Source organism: Xanthomonas sp. NCPPB 1128, assembly GCF_001043115.1.
Lineage (GTDB): Bacteria > Pseudomonadota > Gammaproteobacteria > Xanthomonadales > Xanthomonadaceae > Xanthomonas_A.
Genome location: NZ_LFME01000019.1, coordinates 13,909 through 32,251, shown reverse-complemented (window position 1 = coordinate 32,251; position 18,343 = coordinate 13,909). Strand labels below are relative to the sequence as shown.

Annotated in this window: 13 protein-coding genes; 11 read left to right on the top strand and 2 right to left on the bottom strand. The window is 69.2% G+C overall.

Going from position 1 to position 18,343, the window contains the following annotated elements; all coding sequences use genetic code 11:
- The first annotated feature begins 17 nt into the window (after positions 1–17).
- The 11 genes from ACP93_RS12695 to ACP93_RS12645 all read left to right on the top strand — a co-directional run bounded on the left by ACP93_RS12695 (position 18) and on the right by ACP93_RS12645 (position 14,522).
- Positions 18–1,958: a M1 family metallopeptidase gene (locus tag ACP93_RS12695; RefSeq protein WP_048491050.1), complete on the top strand. Its 1,941-nt coding sequence runs from the start codon at positions 18–20 to the stop codon at positions 1,956–1,958.
- A gap of 422 nt (positions 1,959–2,380) precedes the next feature.
- On the top strand, positions 2,381–2,731 hold the full coding sequence (locus ACP93_RS12690; RefSeq protein ID WP_048491049.1) for a cupin domain-containing protein: 351 nt from the start codon (positions 2,381–2,383) through the stop codon (positions 2,729–2,731).
- Positions 2,732–2,764: 33 nt separating this feature from the next.
- On the top strand, positions 2,765–3,748 hold the full coding sequence (locus ACP93_RS12685) for an alpha/beta fold hydrolase (protein WP_048491048.1): 984 nt from the start codon (positions 2,765–2,767) through the stop codon (positions 3,746–3,748).
- Positions 3,745–4,464, top strand: a complete 720-nt coding sequence (locus tag ACP93_RS12680; RefSeq protein ID WP_017910020.1) for a hypothetical protein — start codon at positions 3,745–3,747, stop codon at positions 4,462–4,464. The genes ACP93_RS12685 and ACP93_RS12680 overlap by 4 nt, the downstream gene beginning before the upstream one ends.
- Before the next feature lie 5 nt (positions 4,465–4,469).
- A complete protein-coding gene (locus ACP93_RS12675) occupies positions 4,470–5,108 on the top strand; it encodes an HAD family hydrolase (RefSeq protein WP_048491047.1) in 639 nt (212 codons plus the stop codon).
- Between the two features lie 416 nt (positions 5,109–5,524).
- Positions 5,525–7,537 (top strand): methanol/ethanol family PQQ-dependent dehydrogenase, encoded by a 2,013-nt coding sequence (locus tag ACP93_RS12670; RefSeq protein ID WP_048491046.1) that lies wholly within the window; start codon positions 5,525–5,527, stop codon positions 7,535–7,537.
- Positions 7,538–7,575: 38 nt separating this feature from the next.
- Complete coding sequence (locus ACP93_RS12665; protein ID WP_228136028.1) at positions 7,576–9,282, top strand: quinoprotein dehydrogenase-associated putative ABC transporter substrate-binding protein; 1,707 nt, start codon at positions 7,576–7,578, stop codon at positions 9,280–9,282.
- On the top strand, positions 9,279–9,932 hold the full coding sequence (locus ACP93_RS12660; protein ID WP_343123109.1) for a c-type cytochrome: 654 nt from the start codon (positions 9,279–9,281) through the stop codon (positions 9,930–9,932). Before ACP93_RS12665 ends, ACP93_RS12660 begins: the two co-directional genes overlap by 4 nt.
- A complete protein-coding gene (locus tag ACP93_RS12655; RefSeq protein WP_048491043.1) occupies positions 9,929–10,948 on the top strand; it encodes a beta-propeller fold lactonase family protein in 1,020 nt (339 codons plus the stop codon). Before ACP93_RS12660 ends, ACP93_RS12655 begins: the two co-directional genes overlap by 4 nt.
- A gap of 54 nt (positions 10,949–11,002) precedes the next feature.
- The gene (locus ACP93_RS12650; protein ID WP_048491042.1) at positions 11,003–12,112 is read left to right on the top strand and encodes an S-(hydroxymethyl)glutathione dehydrogenase/class III alcohol dehydrogenase; all 1,110 of its coding nucleotides are present in this window, start codon (positions 11,003–11,005) and stop codon (positions 12,110–12,112) included.
- 16 nt (positions 12,113–12,128) lie between these two features.
- The gene (locus ACP93_RS12645) at positions 12,129–14,522 is read left to right on the top strand and encodes a TonB-dependent receptor (RefSeq protein WP_048491041.1); all 2,394 of its coding nucleotides are present in this window, start codon (positions 12,129–12,131) and stop codon (positions 14,520–14,522) included.
- A 539-nt stretch (positions 14,523–15,061) separates the two neighbouring features.
- Here ACP93_RS12645 and ACP93_RS12640 read toward each other — a convergent pair.
- Both ACP93_RS12640 and ACP93_RS12635 read right to left on the bottom strand, forming a co-directional pair.
- A complete protein-coding gene (locus ACP93_RS12640; RefSeq protein WP_048491040.1) occupies positions 15,062–17,044 on the bottom strand; it encodes a sigma-54-dependent Fis family transcriptional regulator in 1,983 nt (660 codons plus the stop codon).
- Positions 17,045–17,298: 254 nt separating this feature from the next.
- Positions 17,299–18,231 carry a carbohydrate kinase family protein gene (locus tag ACP93_RS12635; RefSeq protein ID WP_048491039.1) on the bottom strand — a complete coding sequence of 311 codons (933 nt, stop codon included), beginning with the start codon at positions 18,229–18,231 and terminating at the stop codon, positions 17,299–17,301.
- Positions 18,232–18,343 lie beyond the last annotated feature (112 nt).

Sequence of the window (18,343 nt, the reverse complement as noted above, 5' to 3'; positions counted from 1 at the left end):
AACCGGTGCTGTCTGCCATGCGTTCCCCGTTCCTGTTGTTGTCCCTGGCCGCGATGGTCGCGTCCGGGTGTTCCCGTGAAGCGTCCGCGCCCGATGCGGCCGCACCTGCCGCCAAGCCGGCACCCGCCGCGGCCAAGCCGGCCGACCGCAGCCACGACGAGACCTCCTACGCCGAGCCGTCCAAGGTCGTGATCAAGGATCTGGCGCTGGATCTGAAGCTGGATTTCGACAGCAAGCAGATCGGCGGTACCGCCACCTACACGCTGGACTGGAAGGACAAGAGCGCCAAGCAACTGGTGCTGGACACGCGCGACCTGACCATCGAGAAGGTGCAGGCCGACGACGGCAAGGGCCAGCAGGCGCCGCTGCAGTACGCGCTGGCGCCCGCGGACAAGATCTACGGCAGCAAGCTGACCATCGAGGCGCCGACGCAGCCGCAGAAGATCAGCATCACCTACCACACCGCGCCGACCGCCTCGGGCCTGCAGTGGCTGGAGCCGTCGATGACCGAGGGCAAGAAGCTGCCCTTCATGTTCAGCCAGTCGCAGGCGATCCACGCGCGTTCGTGGGTGCCGCTGCAGGACACGCCGAGCGTGCGCTTCACCTACAGCGCGCACGTGGTCTCGCGCCCGGACGTGATGGTGCTGATGAGCGCCGACAACGATCCCAAGGCGGTGCGCAACGGCGACTACCGCTTCAAGATGCCGCAGCCGATCCCGTCCTACCTGCTGGCGATCGCTGCCGGCGACCTGGTGTTCAAGCCGATCTCGGCGCGCTCGGGCGTGTGGGCCGAGCCGGCGATGGTCGACAAGGCGGCCAAGGAGTTCGAGGACACCGAGAAGATGATCGTGGCCGCGGAGACGCTGTACGGTCCGTACCGCTGGGGCCGCTACGACATGCTGGTGCTGCCGCCGTCGTTCCCGTTCGGCGGCATGGAGAATCCGCGCCTGACCTTCGCCACGCCGACGGTGATCGTCGGCGACAAGTCGCTGGTGTCGCTGATCGCGCACGAGCTGGCGCATAGCTGGTCCGGCAACCTGGTGACCAACGCCAGCTGGAAGGACATCTGGCTCAACGAAGGTTTCACCACCTACGTGCAGGCACGCATCACCGAGGCGCTGTACGGCCCCGAAGCGGCGGAGATGGAGCGCGAGATCGACCAGACCGATCTGCTGGCCGAACTGAAGGGCATGAGCCCGGCCGACCAGGCGCTGGCGCTGCCGGCGCTGACCGAGCGCGATCCGGACGAGGCGCTGAGCCAGGTCGCCTACGTCAAGGGCGCGTGGTTCCTGCAGTTCCTGGAGCAGCGCTTCGGCCGCGACACCTTCGATCCGTTCCTGCGCGGCTGGTTCGACGACCACGCCTTCCAGAGCGCCAACACCGATCAGTTCGTCGCGTATCTCAAGACGCATCTTCTGGCCAAGAAGCCGAATGCGGTGACCGCGCAGGAACTGCACGCGTGGCTGGACGAGCCGGGCATTCCGGCGTTCGCGCAGAAGGCGCGCTCGCGCAACTTCGCCATGGTCGATACCGCGCGCATCGCCTGGACCGGCAGCGGCACGCTGCCGGGCAAGCAGGTGACCGATGCCTGGAGCACCCAGGAATGGACGCGCTTCCTCAGCGGCCTGGGCGAGAAGCTGACGCCGGCGCAGCTCAAGCAGCTCGACGACGCCTACCACTTCACCGGTACCGCCAACGGCGAGATCGCCATGCGCTGGTACCCGCTGGCGATCCGCAGCGGCTACGTGGACGCGCGTCCGGCCGCCGGCGAGTTCATCGCCCGCGTCGGTCGCCGCAAGCTGATCCTGCCGATCTACGCCGAACTGGTGAAGACCCCGGACGGGCTGGCGTTCGCCGAGGACGTGTTCGCCAAGGCGAAGCCCGGCTACCACCCGATCACCACGGTGTCGGTGCAGGAGATGCTGGACAAGGCCAAGGCCGGCAGCACCGCGCACTGACGCGCGCCGCCTGCTGAAGACCGCGCACACGGCGCCGGGAGCGATCCCGGCGCCGTGTGCGTTTGTGCGGCCGGCCTGTTGCGCGATCGCGTCGCGCGGGGCAGGCGCGATCGTCGCGGCGGCATGGTTGCGCACGTGCCGCAGAATGTCGCGCCGCGCGGCGTCATATGCGCTTCCTGCACGAAACGCGCGCCGGTCCATCGCGGCGTTAACGAATTCCACACATGCCGCTGCTCGCGGGCAGCGACCCGCTGCCACGCATTCGCGATATCCTCGGCAGTCCCGATGGTCCTCGGCCCATGCGTGCATGACCCCGTTCGCCACCGCCGCTCCAGTCTTCGCTGCAAGCGCCATCGCCATGGCAGGACACTGCCGATTCCGATGCGAGCGGACTCACCTGCGCCCGTCGAGGCGGTGCTGAGATGACCGACGCGCACGCCCTCTCCGGTTCCTTGCTGGCCGCGCTGCCCGATGCGCGTGGTGGCGAAATCTTCACCGAGCTGCTTCGGCGCTCCGGTTGCCGCGTGGAGCGCATCGTCTCGCACGGGCAGACCACGCCGCAGGACACGCCCTACCAGCAGGCACACGACGAATGGGTCCTGCTGTTGCGCGGCAGCGCGCGGGTGGCGCTGTGCGAGCGCGAGGTCGCGCTGGCACCGGGCGATCATCTGTTCATTCCGGCCGATACGCCGCATTGGGTGACCTTCACCGATCCCGCGCAGCCGACCGTATGGCTGGCGATCCATCTCGGCGAAGCCGACGTGGTGGTGTGAGCGCATGACCCGTCTCCGCCTTTCGGTGTCGCCGTGCTGGTGTTGACGATGGCCTGGCTGTTGCTGGCCGGCGTGCTGCTGATGGTGGCGGCGCTGATCGGCGTGGTGCTGGTGCTGCGCGATCCGTTCCTGCTGGTCCGGCTGGAGAGCCTGCGCCAGCGCCGCGGCAGCGGGCTGCAACGGCGCCAGACGCAGGTCGCCGGACACACCTGGACCTATCTGGTGCGCGCTGCGGCCGATCCCGCCGCGCCGACGCTGTTGCTGGTGCACGGCTTCACCGGCAGCAAGGAGAACTGGCTGCCGCTGGCGCGCGCGCTGGGCACGCGCTACCACCTGGTGATCCCGGATCTGCCCGGCTGGGCCGAGAGCCAACGCATCGCCGGGCAGGACTACGGCTTCGTCGCGCAGGCCGAGCGCGTGGCCGCGTTCGCACTGCAGTGCGCGCGCCGTACGGGCAGCGAATGCGTGCTGCTCGGGCACTCGATGGGCGGCGGCATCGCCGCGCTGGCCGCGGCGCGCCATCCGACGGTGTTCGACCGTGTCGGCCTGTTCAATGCCGCCGGTGTGCGCTTCGCTGACAATGCGTTCGGCCAGGCGGTGCTGGACGGGCACAATCCGTTCGCGGTGCACGATGCCGCGTCGTTGCAGCGCTATATCGACACCGTGTTCCTGCTCGAGCGCGCCAAGCCGCGCATCCCGCGCTGGGCGGTGCCGGCGGTGGTGGCCTGGCGCCGCCGCGAGGCCGCGTTCGAACAGCAGGTGCTGGCGCGTATCGGCCGCGGCGAGGAGGCGTTCCTGCCGTTCGAGGAGGCCGCGCGCATCCGCCAGCCGGCGCTGCTGCTGAACTGCGTGCAGGACGCGGTGATCGACGCCAGCGCGCTGGCGCTGTACGCGCAGCGCCTGCCGCAGGCGATCCAGGTGCTGCTGGACGACAGCGGCCATATGTCCATCGTCGAGAAGCCCGCCGAGGTCGCGCAGGCCATCGACACCCTGATCCAACGAGGAACCCCACGATGAAACGCATCCTGCTCGGCGCGCTGTGCGCCGTCGCCCTGGCCGCTTGCGGCGATCACGAGGCCGAGCGCAAGGCGCAGGCCGCGGCCGAAGCGCAGGCCAAGGCGCAGGCCGCCGACGACCTGGCCAAGCAGTACGACGCCGCGGTGAAGTCCGGCAACTGGGACCTGGCGCGGATCCACGGCGCGGCGCTGCTGCAGCAGTATCCGGGCTCGGACGCGGCCGAACGCATCCAGCCCGGCTACGCCGAGGTCAAGGCCAAGGGCGAGGCGGCGCGCGAACTGCGGCGCATGCAGGCGGCCTGGCAGTACTCGCAGGTGCCGGCCGGCAAGGGCGTGCAGCGCTCGGCGATGCTGTACAGCCGCGACAAGGTCGATGTGGACGGCAGCGGACCCAAGCCGGTGCAACTGGTGTTCCGCGACCATCCGGAATGGAAGCGCAGCGCCTACCTGGTGCTGCAGTCCGGCGATTTCCGCTGCGCCGGCGGCTGCAAGGTGGAACTGAAGGCCGACGACGCGCCGCCGCACGCGGCCGCGGCCTGGCGGCCCAAGACCGACGAGGCCATCGCCATGTTCATCAGCGACGACAAGGCGCTGTGGAAGCTGGCGCGCAAGACCACGGTGCTGCAGATCACCTTCCCGGTGAAGGCAGGAGGCACCCGCACCGCGGTGTTCGAGACCGGCGGCCTGGACGGCGCGCAGATGCCGGGCTGGGATTGAGCGCGATGCACGCCGTCACGCCGCCGCCGGCCGAGGCGCTGTGCCAGGTGCGCCACTGGGTGTTCGACATGGACGGCACCCTGACCCGCGCCGTGCACGATTTCGCGCTGATCCGCCGCGAACTGCAGATTCCACCGCAGGCCGACATCCTGCAGCACCTGGCGGCGCTGCCGGACGCGCAGCGCGCCAGCAAGCACGCCTGGCTGTTGGAGCACGAGCGCGTGCTGGCCCAGGAGGCCACCGCGGCCAACGGCGCCCCGGCGCTGCTGCGCACCCTGCATGCGGCCGATTGCCGGCTGGCGGTGCTCACCCGCAACGCGCGCGAGCTGGCGCAGCTGACCCTGGAAGAGATCGAGGTCGATGACCTGTTCGAGGAGGTGACCATCCTCGGCCGCGACGAGGCCCCGCCCAAGCCGCATCCGGGCGGTCTGCTGCAGCTGGCCGAGCATTGGGGCGTGCCGCCGCAGGCGCTGGCGATGGTCGGCGATCACGCCTACGACCTGCAGTGCGGGCGCCACGCCGGCGCCACGACCGTGCTGCTGCATCCGGACAATCCCTGGCCGGCGCTGGCCGACCTGCACTTCACCGACTGCGCCGCGCTGCTGGCGTGGTGGCAGGACCGCGTCGGACCGCAGCCGCACTGATGCTGTGCCGCGGCGGCTGACGGCCGCCGCGCACCCCACACGTAGCTCTAGTACCGCGTCTCGGCGCATGCGTGGCGAATGCGCGCTGCTGTCGCGCGTTCCGCCGTGCGCCTCCGTGTGCGCTTGCGTCGCATGCGCGTCGATGGCGCAGGCTGTGCCATCGACACGTGTGCCCGCACTGCGCCAATCGCGATGCAGCGGCATGGCACAAAGTGTCACGTTCTCGAGACGCCTTCGACCGCGCTGGCGCGCGTCTCTGGGACGACAACCGACGTTGTGATCCGTACGTCAAGGGATGTTGCATCGCAGCGCTGCGATGGCATGGACGTTGCTCGTAGACACCCACGCTTCAGGTTCCGTGGCACACGCCGGCCCAGGTGCAGCTGTCGCGGCTCTTCAACGAGGGGAGTAGAACGATGCACAGTCATTCACGTCGTACCCAGGCTTGTACGTTGCTCGCGCTGGCCACTGCGTTGGCGCTGGCGGGTTGCAAGAAGCACGAAGAAGCCGCGGCACCGGCCGCGCCGGCCGCCGCACAGCAACCGCCGGCCGCCGCGCCGGCCGCGGTTGCCGATACCGACAGCGAGTTCGCCACCAACGCCGCCAATCCCGACAACTGGGGCGGCATCGGACGCGATTTCGGCCTGAACCGGCACAGCCCGCTGGCCGAGATCAACCGCGACAACGTCAAGAATCTGAAGATGTCGTGGGAGATGAAGACCGATGCCACCCGCGGCCACGAAGGCCAGCCGCTGGTGATCGGCAGCACCATGTACATGGTCAGCGCCTACCCGAACAACGTGTTCGCGATCGACCTGTCGCAGGAAGACAACGGCAAGGTGCTGTGGAAGTACACCCCGCAGCAGGACGAGCGTGCGGTGGCGGTGGCCTGCTGCGACACGGTCAACCGTGGTGCGTCCTACGCCGACGGCAAGCTGGTGTTCGGCAGCCTCAGCGGCGATGTGATCGCGCTCGATGCCAAGACCGGCAAGGAAGTGTGGAAGCAGAAGCTCGCCTATCCCGAGAAGGGCGAGACCATCACCATGGCCCCGATCATCGCCGACGGCAAGGTGGTGGCCGGTATCAGCGGCAACGAGTTCGGCGTGCGCGGCCGCGTCGCCGCGTATGCGCTGGCCGACGGCAAGCAGGCCTGGTCCTGCGAAGCCACCGGCACCGACAAGGACATCTGCCTCGGCCCGGACTTCAACAAGGCCAATCCGCAGCACGGCCAGCTCGGCGACCTCGGCGAGAAGACCTATCCCGACGAAGGCTGGAAGCGCGGCGGCGGTGCGGCGTGGGGCTGGTACAGCTACGACCCGAAACTCAAGTTGGTCTACTACGGCACCGGCAATCCAGGCCTGTGGAGCCCGTCGTACCGCTGCGGCAAGACCACGCAGAAGGAATGCGATACCGGCGAGTACGACAACAAGTGGTCGATGACCCTGTTCGCGCGCAAGATCGACACCGGCGAGGCGGTGTGGGGCTACCAGAAGACGCCGTTCGACCAGTGGGACTACGACGGCATCAACGAGCCGATCCTGGTGGACCTGACCATCGACGGCAAGCAGGTCCCGTCGGTGGTGCAGTTCGACCGCAACGGCTTCGCCTACGTGCTCGACCGCCGCGACGGCACGCTGCTGCGCGCCAACAAGTTCGTGCCGGCCAACTGGGCCGAGCGCATCGACATGAAGACCGGGCGCCCGGTCAAGGTCGCGGCGCATTCGCCGCTGGAGCGCGGCCGCAAGGTCGAGGCGTTCCCGTCGGCGATGGGCGGCAAGGATCAGCAGCCGTGCTCGGTGGATCCGGCAAACTCGGCGGTGTTCTTCTGCGGCACCAACAACTGGCACATGGAGCTGGATCCGCAGGAGCGCGGCAACACCATGATGGGCCTGCCGTACGTGTTCGCCAACGTGCTGATGAAGCCGAACGAGCCGGGCGCGCTGGGCATCGTCAAGGCGTTCGACGTGGTCGAAGGCAAGTCCAAGTGGGAGATCAAGGAGAAGTTCCCGGTGTGGAGCGGCACCCTTGTCACCGACGGCGGGCTGGTGTTCTACGGCACGCTGGATGGCTGGTTCCGTGCCGTGGACAAGGACACCGGCAAGAAACTCTGGGAGACCAAGTTGCCGTCCGGCATCATCGGCAACCCGATCGCCTACAAGGCCAACGGCCACCAGTATGTGGCGGTGTTCTCGGGCATCGGCGGCTGGATCGGCCTGCCGGTCGCCGCCGGCCTGGATCCGGGCGACCCGTACGGCGCGCTGGGTGCCGCCGGCCTGGCTTTCAGCAACGGCTTCGACAAGATCCCGTTGGGCGGCATGGTGCATACCTTCCGCATCGACGGCGCCGGCAAGACCGTCACGCCCACCGCGACCGCCACCGCGGCTGCGGGCGGCGGCAGCGCGGCGGTCGCCGCCAAGACGGTGCGATGAGCCGGCGGCGCCGCGTCCAGGGTGCAAGCGGGGGCCGCATGGCGCCCGTCTCGCGGCGCCTGCCTGCGGGCGCGCGCGCCGTGTTGCTGTTGTGCAGCCTCGGACTCGTCGCCGCAGGCTGTACGCGCGAGCCGTCGTCCGCGACGGCTCGCGCTCCTGCTGCCCCGCCCACCGCTGCGGCACCCGCCTCCGCCGCGCCCGCCGCCACGCTGCCGGCCGATGCGCCGGTGCTGCGGGTCTGCGCCGATCCCGGCAACATGCCGTTGTCCGATCGTGCAGGCGAGGGCTTCCAGAACAAGATCGCCCAGGTGGTGGCCGCGGAGATGGGCCGGCGCCTGGAGTACGAATGGCGCAGCTACTACCAGCGCGGCCTGGCGCGCAGCACGATCAACGCCGGGCGTTGCGACGTGCTGATGGACATGAACAGCGACTTCGAGATGGGCCTGCCCACGCGCCCGCTGTATCGCTCCAGCTATGTGCTGGTCACCCGCAAGGGCCTGGACCTGCGGCCGGCGTCGCTGGACGATCCGGCGCTGAAGAAACTCAAGGTCGGCGTGTTCCAGAGTTCGCCGGCGCGGCAGGCGCTGTTCGACCATGGCGTGCAGGGCGAGGTGCAGTATCTGTTCTACGACTCGGCCAGCGCGCCGCAGGAGCATCCCGGCAAGCTCGCCGAGCAGGTTGCTGCGGGCAAGCTCGATGCCGCCGAATCCTGGGGGGCGGTGGCCGGCTACTACGCCGCGCATGGCGGCCTCGGCGTGGTGCCGCTGAACGTCATCGACAACGAGGTGCTGGAGTATTCGATGGCGTGGGCGGTGTCGCGCAAGAACGCCGCGCTGCGCGATGCGCTCAACGCAGCGATGCAGCGCAGCGCCGGCAAGATCGACGCGATCCTGCGCGACTACCACGTGCCGCTGGTGGCCTGCGCCGATTGCATCGTCGCCGGTGACCTGCGCTCGCATGGCCCATATGCGCCGCCGGCCGACCAAGACGATACGCCGAGCGCGCAGGCCTCCTCGGACATGCTGGCGCAACTGCAGTTGCGCATTGCCGGCGGTGCCGATCCCAACGAGGAACTGGCGCATGCGCTGGACGCCGGCGATGGCGTGCGCGTGGCGTGGCTGCTGCGCCATGGCGCCAGCGCCGACAAGCCCAACCAGCTCGGCGAGCCGCCGCTGCAGCAGGCGATCCGCAACCAGGCGCCGCTGCTGGTTGGCGAACTGCTGGCGGCCGGTGCCAAGGTCGAACGCCGCGACAGCAATGGCTGGACGCCGTTGATGAAGGCGGCCTGGTCCAACGACGGCAAGAGCGTCGCGCAACTGTTGGCGCATCGCGCCATGGTCGAGGCGGTATCCACCGACGGCTGGACCCCGCTGGACCTGGCGATCTCCTACGCCGATGCCGACGTGGTGCAGGCGCTGCTCGACGCCGGCGCCAGCGTGCGCCACGCCAACCCGGCCGGCTTCACCCCGGTGATGTTCGCGGTGGCGCGCAACGAGCCGAAGATCCTGGACCTGCTGCTCAAGCGCGGCGCCGAGGCCGACCGCGCGAACCGCGCCGGCGTCACCCCGTTGATGCTGGCCGCTGCCGCCGGGCGCGAGGACAGCGCCCGGCGCCTGCTCGCCGCCGGCGCCAGGGCCGATGCGCGCGATGCCGACGGCAAGACGCCCGCGGCGCTGGCCCAGCAACGCGGCAATGCCGAACTCGCCCACCTGTTGACGGAGGCCCAGCACCGACGCACGCAATGACTGCTTCCTGTCGTCCCGCACATGCCGCTCGCGCGGCCTGCTCTTCCCATCGTGCACTCCGCAAAGGTGTTGTCCCCATGCGTCCTGCTTCCGTCCGTCGTCGCGCCGTCTCCGTGCTGCTGCCTGTGTCCGTGTTTGCCTCGCTCCTGCTGCTGGCCGCTTGCGGCAAGCAGGAGACGCCCCCAGCGCCGGCGGCCACGCCAGCACCGGCCACCCCTGCCGCGGCGCCCGCGCCTGCACCGGCCGCTGCGCCGGCGGCCACGCCCGCGGCTGCCGCACCGGCCCCCGCTGCGGCGGTGACGCCGATTCCGAAGGGGCCGCCGGTCAAGGTCACTCCGGAGCTGGTCGCCGAAGGCAAGGCGATCTTCAACTCCGCCGGCTGCACCGCCTGCCACGGCGGCACCGGTGGCGGCGGCATGTGCCCGCCGCTGACCAACGACATCTGGGTGTACGGCAGCGACGACGACACCTTGCGCACCCTGATCACCGAAGGCACCGCTGGCATGACGGCGCACGGCAAGACCCGGATCGGCCACGAGAAGGTGGTCGGGCAGATGCCGCCGTTCGGTCCGGTGCTCAAGCCGGGCGATACCGAAAAGCTGCTGGCCTTCATCCACTCCATCAACAAGACGGCGGGCGCCGCGCAATGAGGAACGCGTGGCGTCTGTCCATCGTGGTCGCGCTGTCGCTGTTCGCCGCGGCCTGCCAGCGCGCGTCCGCGCCCGCCGCGGGCGACGCTGCCGCGGCCGCCGTGCCGACACCGGCGGCCGCCGCCACGGCGCTGGCCTACGTGCCGAACCAGCGCAGCGGCACCATCTCGGTGATCGACACCGGCAGCGACCGCGTGGTGCGCACGCTGTCGGCGCAGGGCCAGCTCGGCAAGCGCCTGCAACAGGTGGTGCCGGGACCGGCCGGGCATCTGTACGTCATCGACGCGCAGGGCCATCGCCTGCTGGAGCTGGATACCGTGCAGGACCGCGTGCTGCGCAGCGTCGACATCGGCGAGAACGCCGAAGGTGTCGCCGTGGCGCCAGATGGCCGGCAACTGGCGGTGTGCGTGGAAGGGCAGAACCAGGTGATGCTGATCGACCCGGCCAGCTTCGCGATCGGCGCGCACATCGCCACCCGCGGGCAGGCGCCGGAACATTGCGTCTACACCCCGGATGGCGCGCTGTTGCTGACCAGCAACGAAGGCTCCAACGACCTGGACGTGATCGACGTGAAGGCGGGCACGTCCACCGGCGTCATCGCCACCAGCGGACATCCGCGCGGCATGGCGTTCGCGCCCGACGGCAAGACGGCGTACGTGGCGCAGGAGGCGGCCAACGTGGTCGACGTGATCGATCTGGCGGCGCGCAAGCGCGTGGCCAGCATCCCGGCCGGCCAGCGCACCGCCGGCATCGCCATCGCCCGCGACGGCAGCCGCGTGTATGCGTCCAACGGCGCCGGCACGGTCAGCGTGATCGACCCGGCCGCGCGCCGCACCCTGGCCGAGATTCCGGTCGGGCAACGGCCGTGGAACCCGGCGCTGAGCGCGGACGGCAAGAAGCTGTACGTGGCCAACGGCCGTTCCAACAGCGTCAGCGTGATCGATACGGCGGCGATGAAGGAGATCAAGCAGATCGCGGTGGGTGAGATGCCATGGGGTGTGGTCGTGGCGCAATGACGTGAGGCGAGCGGCGCCAGCGGGTGCCGCGACGGGGAGGCGGGGAGAGCCGGAATGAAGACGCGAGCCGCGGTCGCTTGGGCGGCGAACCAGCCGCTGGCCATCGAGGAGGTGGATCTGCAGCCGCCCAAGGCCGGCGAAGTGCTGGTGCGCATGGTCGCCAGCGGCATCTGCCACAGCGACGAGATCGCCCTGTCCGGCATCGACGCCGAGGCGGCGTTTCCGGTGATCCTGGGCCAGGAAGGTGCCGGCGTGGTCGAGGAGGTCGGCGTCGGCGTGACCAGCGTGCGCCCGGGCGATCACGTGATCCCGCTGTACATGCCCGAGTGCGGCGTGTGCAAGTACTGCCGTTCCAATCGCACCAACCTGTGCCAGGCGATCCGCAGCAGCCAGGAGCGCGGGCTGATGCCCGACGGCAGCAGCCGCTTCTCGCTGCACGGACGCCCGCTGCTGCACTACATGGGCACCAGCACCTTCGCCGAATACACCGTGCTGCCGGAAATCGCGGTGGCCAGGATCCACCCGTCCGCGCCGCTGGACAAGGCCTGCCTGCTCGGTTGCACGGTCACCACCGGCATCGGCGCGGTGCTCAACACCGCGCGGGTGCGTCCGGGCGAGAGCGTGGCGGTGTTCGGGCTGGGCGGCATCGGCCTGTCGGTGGTGCAGGGCGCGGTGATGGCGCGCGCCGAACGCATCATCGTGGTCGACATCAACCGCGACAAGTTCCCGCTGGCGCGCGCGCTGGGCGCCACCGATTGCCTGGACCCGAAGGATTTCGGCGCGCCGGTGCAGCAGGTCATCGTCGACCTCACCGACGGCGGCGCCGATCACAGCTTCGCCTGCGTCGGCGACGTGCGGGCGATGCGCGCAGCGCTGGAGTGCTGCCACAAGGGCTGGGGCGAAAGCATCATCCTCGGCGTGGCACCGAGCGCGCAGGAGATCAGCACGCGGCCGCTGCAACTCGTCACCGGCCGCGCCTGGCGCGGCAGCGCGTTCGGCGGGGTCAAGGGCCGCAGCGAGCTGCCGGCCTATGCCGAGCGCTACCTGGCAGGGGAGATCCGCATCGACGAACTGATCAGCGAAACCCTGCCGCTGGACCACATCAATCGCGGCTTCGAGACGATGCGTGCGGGCCGCGGCATCAAATCGATCGTCCTTTACTGACACGCAAGGAGTTGGCATGACCCGCATCCACGGACGCATCCCGTCGGCAAATCTGCTGGCGTTGGCCGTCACCACCGCCATCGGCCTGCTCGCCGCACCGGCGCGCGCGCAGACCACGGTCAACGCCGACGACGCGCAGATCACCGCGCTGGATCGGGTCGAGGTCACCGCCACGCCCATTCCCGGCACGCTGATCGACGCCGATCTGCTGCCATACACAGTGCAGACCGCCAACGCCGACGACATCGCGCGCAGCCAGGCCGGCAACCTCACCGACTTCCTGCTGCGCGAAATGAATGGCGTGGACACCAACGAGGTGCAGGGCAGTCCGTTCCAGACCGATCTGACCTTCCGCGGTTTCCGCGCCTCGGCGCTGCCCGGCGCTTCGCAGGGCGTGTCGGTATACCTGGACGGTGTGCGCATGAACGAGCCGTTCGCCGACATCGTCAGCTGGGACATGATGCCGGAGGCGGCGATCCGCAGCGTCGCGCTGATGCCGGGTTCCAATCCGCTGTTCGGTCCCAACACGCTGGGCGGTGCGCTGGCCTTCACCACCCAGTCCGGCCTGACCGCGCCGGGCCTGCGCGCCGACCTGTCGGTGGGCAGCGGTGCGCGCAAGCGCCTGGATGCGTCCTACGGCTACGCTGGTGCCGACGGCCTGCACGCCTTCGTCGCGGTCACCGGATTCGACGAGAACGGCTGGCGCGATGCCTCCGCCGGCCGCCTGGGCACCGTGTTCGGCAAGGTTGGGCGGCAGGGCGAGCGCACCGACTGGGACGTGTCGCTGCTGCACGGGCGCAGCCGCCTGGTCGGCAATGGCCTGCTGCCGAGCCATCGCTACACCGACGAGGGCACCGAACCTGGGTTGTACGAAGACGACCGCGCCGCGGTCTACACCTCGCCGGACCTGACCCGCAACCGCAATACCCTGCTGACCGGGCAGTTCGACCACCGCTTCGACGAGCGCACCGCATTGCACCTGCTGGCGTACTACCGGCAGGGTCGCCGCGACACCGTCAACGGCGACATCAACGACGACTACGAGGCATTCGTCGACGACTGCGCCGACGGCTACGCCGCCGACGGCACGCCGCTGGATGCCGGCTGCACGGTCTCGCGCGCCGATGCCGACGCCCTGCACAGCGGCGTGCTCAACACCACGCAGATGCGCCAGCATGCCGAGGGCGTGGCGCTGAACCTCAGCCGCCAAACCGGCGCGCACGCGTTGAGCATCGGCGCCACCTACGACCGCAACCGCGTGCGCTACCGCCAGTACGAACAGGAGGCGTTCGTGCAGGACGACCGCTCGGTGGTCGCCGATCCGGACGAGGACCGCGCATTCTTCTCCGGCGTCGACGGCCGCAGCAGCACCCTGGGGCTGTTCGCCGCCGATACCTGGGAACTGAGCGAGGCCACCCACCTCAGCGGCGCGCTGCGCTGGAACCGCGTCGCCGTCGCCAATACCCTGGCCACCGCCGACGACGGCGTGCTGCCGCGCGAGCGCTTCGTGTTCGCCAAGGCCAATCCGTCGCTGGGCATCACCCAGCGCCTGGGCGACGGCGTCACCGCGTTCGCGTCGGCCTCGCAGAACAGCCGCGCGCCGACCGCGATCGAACTCGGTTGCGCCGACCCGGAGCAGCCGTGCCGCTTACCGACCGGGTTGCAGGCCGATCCGCGCCTGGAGCAGATCGTCTCGCGCACCTACGAAGTCGGCCTGCGTTGGAACCCGTCGCCGGCGCAGGCGCTGAACGCTTCGCTGTATCGCGCCGACAACCGCAACGACATCCTGTTCCTGCGCGCGCCCAATTCCCAGCAGGGCTATTTCGACAACGTCGACCGCACCCGCTACCAGGGCGCCGACCTCAGCTACCGCGGCAGCCATGGCGCGCTGCGCTGGTTCGCCGGCTACAGCTACCTGGACGCCACCTACCGCAGCGCCGGCGAACTGCTCTCGGGCGAGCGCACGGTGACCCTGCGGCCGGGCACGCGCATCGCCGGCCTGCCGCGCAACACGCTGAAGCTGGGTGTGGACTGGCAGGCGCTGGCGCAATTGTCGCTGGGCGCCGACCTGCGTGCGGTGTCGCGGCGCGTGGCCAGCGGCAACGAGGACGGCCTGGTCGAGGATCCCGAGGAAGGCGAGGCACCGGCGCGCCACGACCTGTCCACCGGCGGCTATGCCTTGCTCGATCTGCACGGTACCTGGGAACTCGCCGAGGGGGTGTCGTTGTACCTGCGGATCAACAACGTGTTCGATCGTCGCTACGAGACGTATGCAGCGATCGCCGAGGACCTGTTTCCGGGCGGCACCCTGGCGCGCCCGCAGGACGCCGCGGTCGAAGACGGTCCTTCGCGCTTCGTCGCGCCTGGCGCCCCGCGGCAGTATCAGGTCGGCTTGCGCTGGCGTTTCTAGCGGGCGGTTTGCGGTGTGTGTGGTGGCACCGATCGGCGCATGCCATCCTCGTTTCCACACGACTGGACGCCAGGCGGCGCAGACGACTGTCGCGGCTGAAGCCGCTCCTACCTAGGCTCGCGCCTGGTCACCGGCGCCGCGTTTCCTGTAGGAGCGGCTTCAGCCGCGACATCGAAGCCGCAGCGGATCTGGTTTCGACCGCAGTCGGGACTGAAGTCCCTCCCACAGTCTGCGGTCCCACCGACCCGCGAGCTGTTGTCGTAGGAGCGGCTTCATCCGCGACATCGAAGTCGGAAAATCTCTGGCTCCGATGGCAATCCAGATCGAGGTCCTTTCGGATTGTGCGGTCTCATCGAGACACTGGCTGTTGTGGGAGCGACTTCAGTCGCGACATCGAAGCCAGACATCCTCCAGCCGCCTCAGCGGTTGGGATGCGAATACCCGGCAGCACTCAGGCCGCTACCGAATAGCAAGTTGCGATAGGCGAGACTTCACTTGCGACATGCAGCAAATCCCTTAGATCGCGATACCGCATCAACTCAAGCCGTCGCCAAGCCATGCTTGCGCAGCTTGCGATACAGGGTATTTCGGCTGATGCCCAGCGCGTCGGCGGTGCGGCTGACGTTCCAGCGGTGGCGCTCGAGCTGTTGCTGCAGCACGCTGCGCTCTGCGCTGTCCAGGGCGACACGGCCGGGCACGCCATCGGCGGCGTGCGCATCGTCGCCGAGCAGGCATGGCCCGCTGTCGGCATCGACGATCTCCTGCGGCAGGTTGGGGATGCGGATGACGCCGTCGGCGCACAGCACCGCGGCGGTGCGCAGCACGTTGCGCAACTGCCGCAGGTTGCCGGGCCAGGCATAGCTGAGCAGCTTGTGCAGGGCGTCCTCGCTGATGCGCACCGGCTGTTCGCCGCTCTCCTCGCGCAACAGCGTGCGGATCAGTTCGGCCTTGTCGCTGCGCTCGCGCAGCGGCGGCAAGTGCAGCACCACGCCGTTGAGCCGGTAGTACAGGTCCTCGCGAAAGCCGCCGCTGCCGACCATCTGCGCCAGATCGCGGTGGCTGGCGCTGATCACGTGCAGTTCCAGCGGCATCGCGCGGTCGCTGCCCAGCGGGGTCACGCTCTGTTCCTCCAGCACGCGTAGCAGGCGCGTCTGCAACGGCAGCGGCATGTCGCCGATTTCGTCCAGGAACAGGGTGCCGCCGCTGGCCTGCAGCAGCTTGCCGTGGCGTCCTTCGCGCGCGGCATCGGTGAAGGCGCCGCGCGCATAGCCGAACAGTTCGCTCTCGATCAGCGCTTCGGGAATCGCTGCGCAGTTCACCGCCACGAATGGCCGTTCGGCCCAGGGTGCGCTGCGGTGCACCGCCTTGGCGAATTCTTCTTTGCCGGTGCCGGTGGCGCCGCACAGCAGGATCGACACGCGGTGCTTGGCCAGCTTCAGCGCATTGTCCAGGTTGTGCAGCATGCGCGGATCTGAGCCGACATGGTCGTTGGCGCGGGTTGCGTGGGCATCCTCGCCGGCGGCGCGCGTACGGCCGGCAGTGCTGCGTGCGCGTGGCGGCTGCGCCAGGGCGAAGAAGCGGCGGCCGTGGCAGGCGCAGCGGATCGACCACAGCGTGCTGGCATCGTTGCGCGCGCGCTGTTCCAGCGTATCGAAATCCAGTTGCATCACCTGGGCGATGTCGCGCCCGACCAGCGGGGAGCGGTCGGACTTGCCCAGCTGTTCCAGCGTCGCTTCGTTGACCGCAAGCACCCGGCCGTCGCCGCCCACCGCGATCAACGCCTCGTGCAGCAGTCCGGCGAACTCCGGACGGCTGTGAAAGCGCAGGATCCACGCATGTCGGTACTGTTCCAGGAAATAGGCGCGGGCGATCTGCGCCGCCGACATGCGTACCAGGGCGCCGGTATGGCATTGCACCAGCTTGGTGTCGCGCGCGTCGGGCGTGGACGCGTCCAGCACCGCCAGCAGATGGCCCTGCGGATCCAGGATCGGTGCACCGCTGCACGACAGCGGCAGATGCCGCTCCAGATAGTGTTCGCCACGGTGCACGCTCAGCGCGCTGCCCTCCACTGCGCAGGTTCCGATGCCGTTGGTGCCCTGGTAGCGTTCGGCCCAGCTGGCGCCGCAGAACAGCCCGGTTTCGCGAAACGCGCGCAGCAGGGCCGGATCCTGCACGCTGTGCAGCACGGTCGCCTCGGTGTCGGCGAACACGACCGCGTAGCTGCCGCCGGCGATCTGCTCGTAGAGATTCTCCATCTCCACCTTGGCGATGCGCAGCAGCACCTCCAGCCGCTGCTGGCGCTCGCGCAACTCGCCGTTGTCGTGGACCATCGGCGAGGGATGGATATCCGGATCCAGGCCGTAGTCGTCGAGACAGCGCCGCCACGAACGCGCCAGCACAGGCGGCAAGGTCTCGAGCTGGCGAAACTGGCGCATGCGCGCCAGCGGCGCGCAGTCGGCCTCGGCAGCGGATGGTGCGACGACCTTGGCTTGCGCGAGGCTGGCGACAGTCGACTCGGACATGGGCGCGCTCTCGTCCCCCCAGGGGGCCCCTGGAGCAAGTGACGCACAAACCGGACCGGCGCTCAACCCGCAGTGCAACAAAAGCAGGGAGTGGGGAGTCGGGATTGGGGATTGGCAAAAGCGGCTTGGCTGGGGCGGCTTCTTTTCCGCTCAGGCCAAACGAAAAAACCGCGCGATCGCGCGGTTCTTCGTGGACTCAAGGCGCCAGGGGCCAGCTTTTACGAATCCCCAATCCCGACTCCCCAATCCCCGCCCTACAAGGCATAGCCGAACTGCTGCTTGAACTGGTCGTTGAATTCGTCGAAGTCGAAGCGCTGGTTCTGGGTGCCGGGGTGCTCGACCTTCAGGGCGCCCATCAGGTTGCCCATGCGCCCGATGGTCAGCCAGTCGCAGCCGCGCTGGATGCCGAAGATCAGGCCGGCGCGGAAGGCGTCGCCGCAGCCGGTGGGGTCGACCACGCGGCGCTCGTGCGCCGGCGGGATGTCGAAGGTCTTTTCCGGGGTGTGCACCAGCGCGCCCTTCGGGCCCTGGGTGGTGATGTAGGCCTGCACGCGCGAGACGATGTCCTTCTCGTCCCAGCCGGTGCGCTCCTGCAGCAGGTTGGACTCGTAGTCGTTGACCACCACGTAGTCGGCCTGCTCGATGAACTGGCGCAGCTCCGGGCCGTTGAACAGCGGCATCGCCTGGCCCGGGTCGAAGATGAACGGCACGCCGCCGGCGCTGAACTCCTCGGCGTTCTGGATCATGCCCTCGCGCCCGTCCGGGCCGACCAGGCCCAGGGTCACGCCCGGCACGTCCTTCACGTGGTTCTCGTAGCTGCGCATCATCGCGCCGGGGTGGAAGGCGGTGATCTGGTTGTTGTCGTGGTCGGTGGTGATGAACGCCTGTGGGGTGAACAGTTCCTCGATCACCTTGACCCGCGACAGGTCGATGCCCAGCGCCTGGAAATGCTCGCGGTAGGGGCCGAAGTCCTGGCCCACGGTGCCCATCGGGATCGGATCGCCGCCCAGCAGGTGCAGGTTGTAGGCGATGTTGCCGGCGCAGCCGCCGAACTCGCGGCGCATCCGCGGCACCAGGAACGACACGTTCAGGATGTGCACCTTGTCCGGCAGGATGTGGTTCTTGAACTGGTCCGGGAACACCATGATGGTGTCGTAAGCGAGAGAACCACAGATCAGTGCAGACATCGGGCAGGCCTTGGCGGAGGAATGAGCCCGCATTCAGGCGGGCGAGGGGCGGGGTCGCCGCGGCGCAAAGGGTAACGGCTGCGGCCCGGCAGGGCCAGAACCACGATCCATC

What these genes read in the sequence shown, in the direction of transcription:
- ACP93_RS12640 (WP_048491040.1), bottom strand. Translation starts at nt 17,044, where the DNA reads ATGTCCGAGTCGACTGTCGCCAGCCTCGCGCAAGCCAAGGTCGTCGCA.
- ACP93_RS12635 (WP_048491039.1), bottom strand. Translation starts at nt 18,231, where the DNA reads ATGTCTGCACTGATCTGTGGTTCTCTCGCTTACGACACCATCATGGTG.
- ACP93_RS12680 (WP_017910020.1), top strand. Translation starts at nt 3,745, where the DNA reads ATGAAACGCATCCTGCTCGGCGCGCTGTGCGCCGTCGCCCTGGCCGCT.
- ACP93_RS12655 (WP_048491043.1), top strand. Translation starts at nt 9,929, where the DNA reads ATGAGGAACGCGTGGCGTCTGTCCATCGTGGTCGCGCTGTCGCTGTTC.
- ACP93_RS12675 (WP_048491047.1), top strand. Translation starts at nt 4,470, where the DNA reads ATGCACGCCGTCACGCCGCCGCCGGCCGAGGCGCTGTGCCAGGTGCGC.
- ACP93_RS12660 (WP_343123109.1), top strand. Translation starts at nt 9,279, where the DNA reads ATGACTGCTTCCTGTCGTCCCGCACATGCCGCTCGCGCGGCCTGCTCT.
- ACP93_RS12665 (WP_228136028.1), top strand. Translation starts at nt 7,576, where the DNA reads ATGGCGCCCGTCTCGCGGCGCCTGCCTGCGGGCGCGCGCGCCGTGTTG.
- ACP93_RS12695 (WP_048491050.1), top strand. Translation starts at nt 18, where the DNA reads ATGCGTTCCCCGTTCCTGTTGTTGTCCCTGGCCGCGATGGTCGCGTCC.
- ACP93_RS12645 (WP_048491041.1), top strand. Translation starts at nt 12,129, where the DNA reads ATGACCCGCATCCACGGACGCATCCCGTCGGCAAATCTGCTGGCGTTG.
- ACP93_RS12650 (WP_048491042.1), top strand. Translation starts at nt 11,003, where the DNA reads ATGAAGACGCGAGCCGCGGTCGCTTGGGCGGCGAACCAGCCGCTGGCC.
- ACP93_RS12670 (WP_048491046.1), top strand. Translation starts at nt 5,525, where the DNA reads ATGCACAGTCATTCACGTCGTACCCAGGCTTGTACGTTGCTCGCGCTG.
- ACP93_RS12690 (WP_048491049.1), top strand. Translation starts at nt 2,381, where the DNA reads ATGACCGACGCGCACGCCCTCTCCGGTTCCTTGCTGGCCGCGCTGCCC.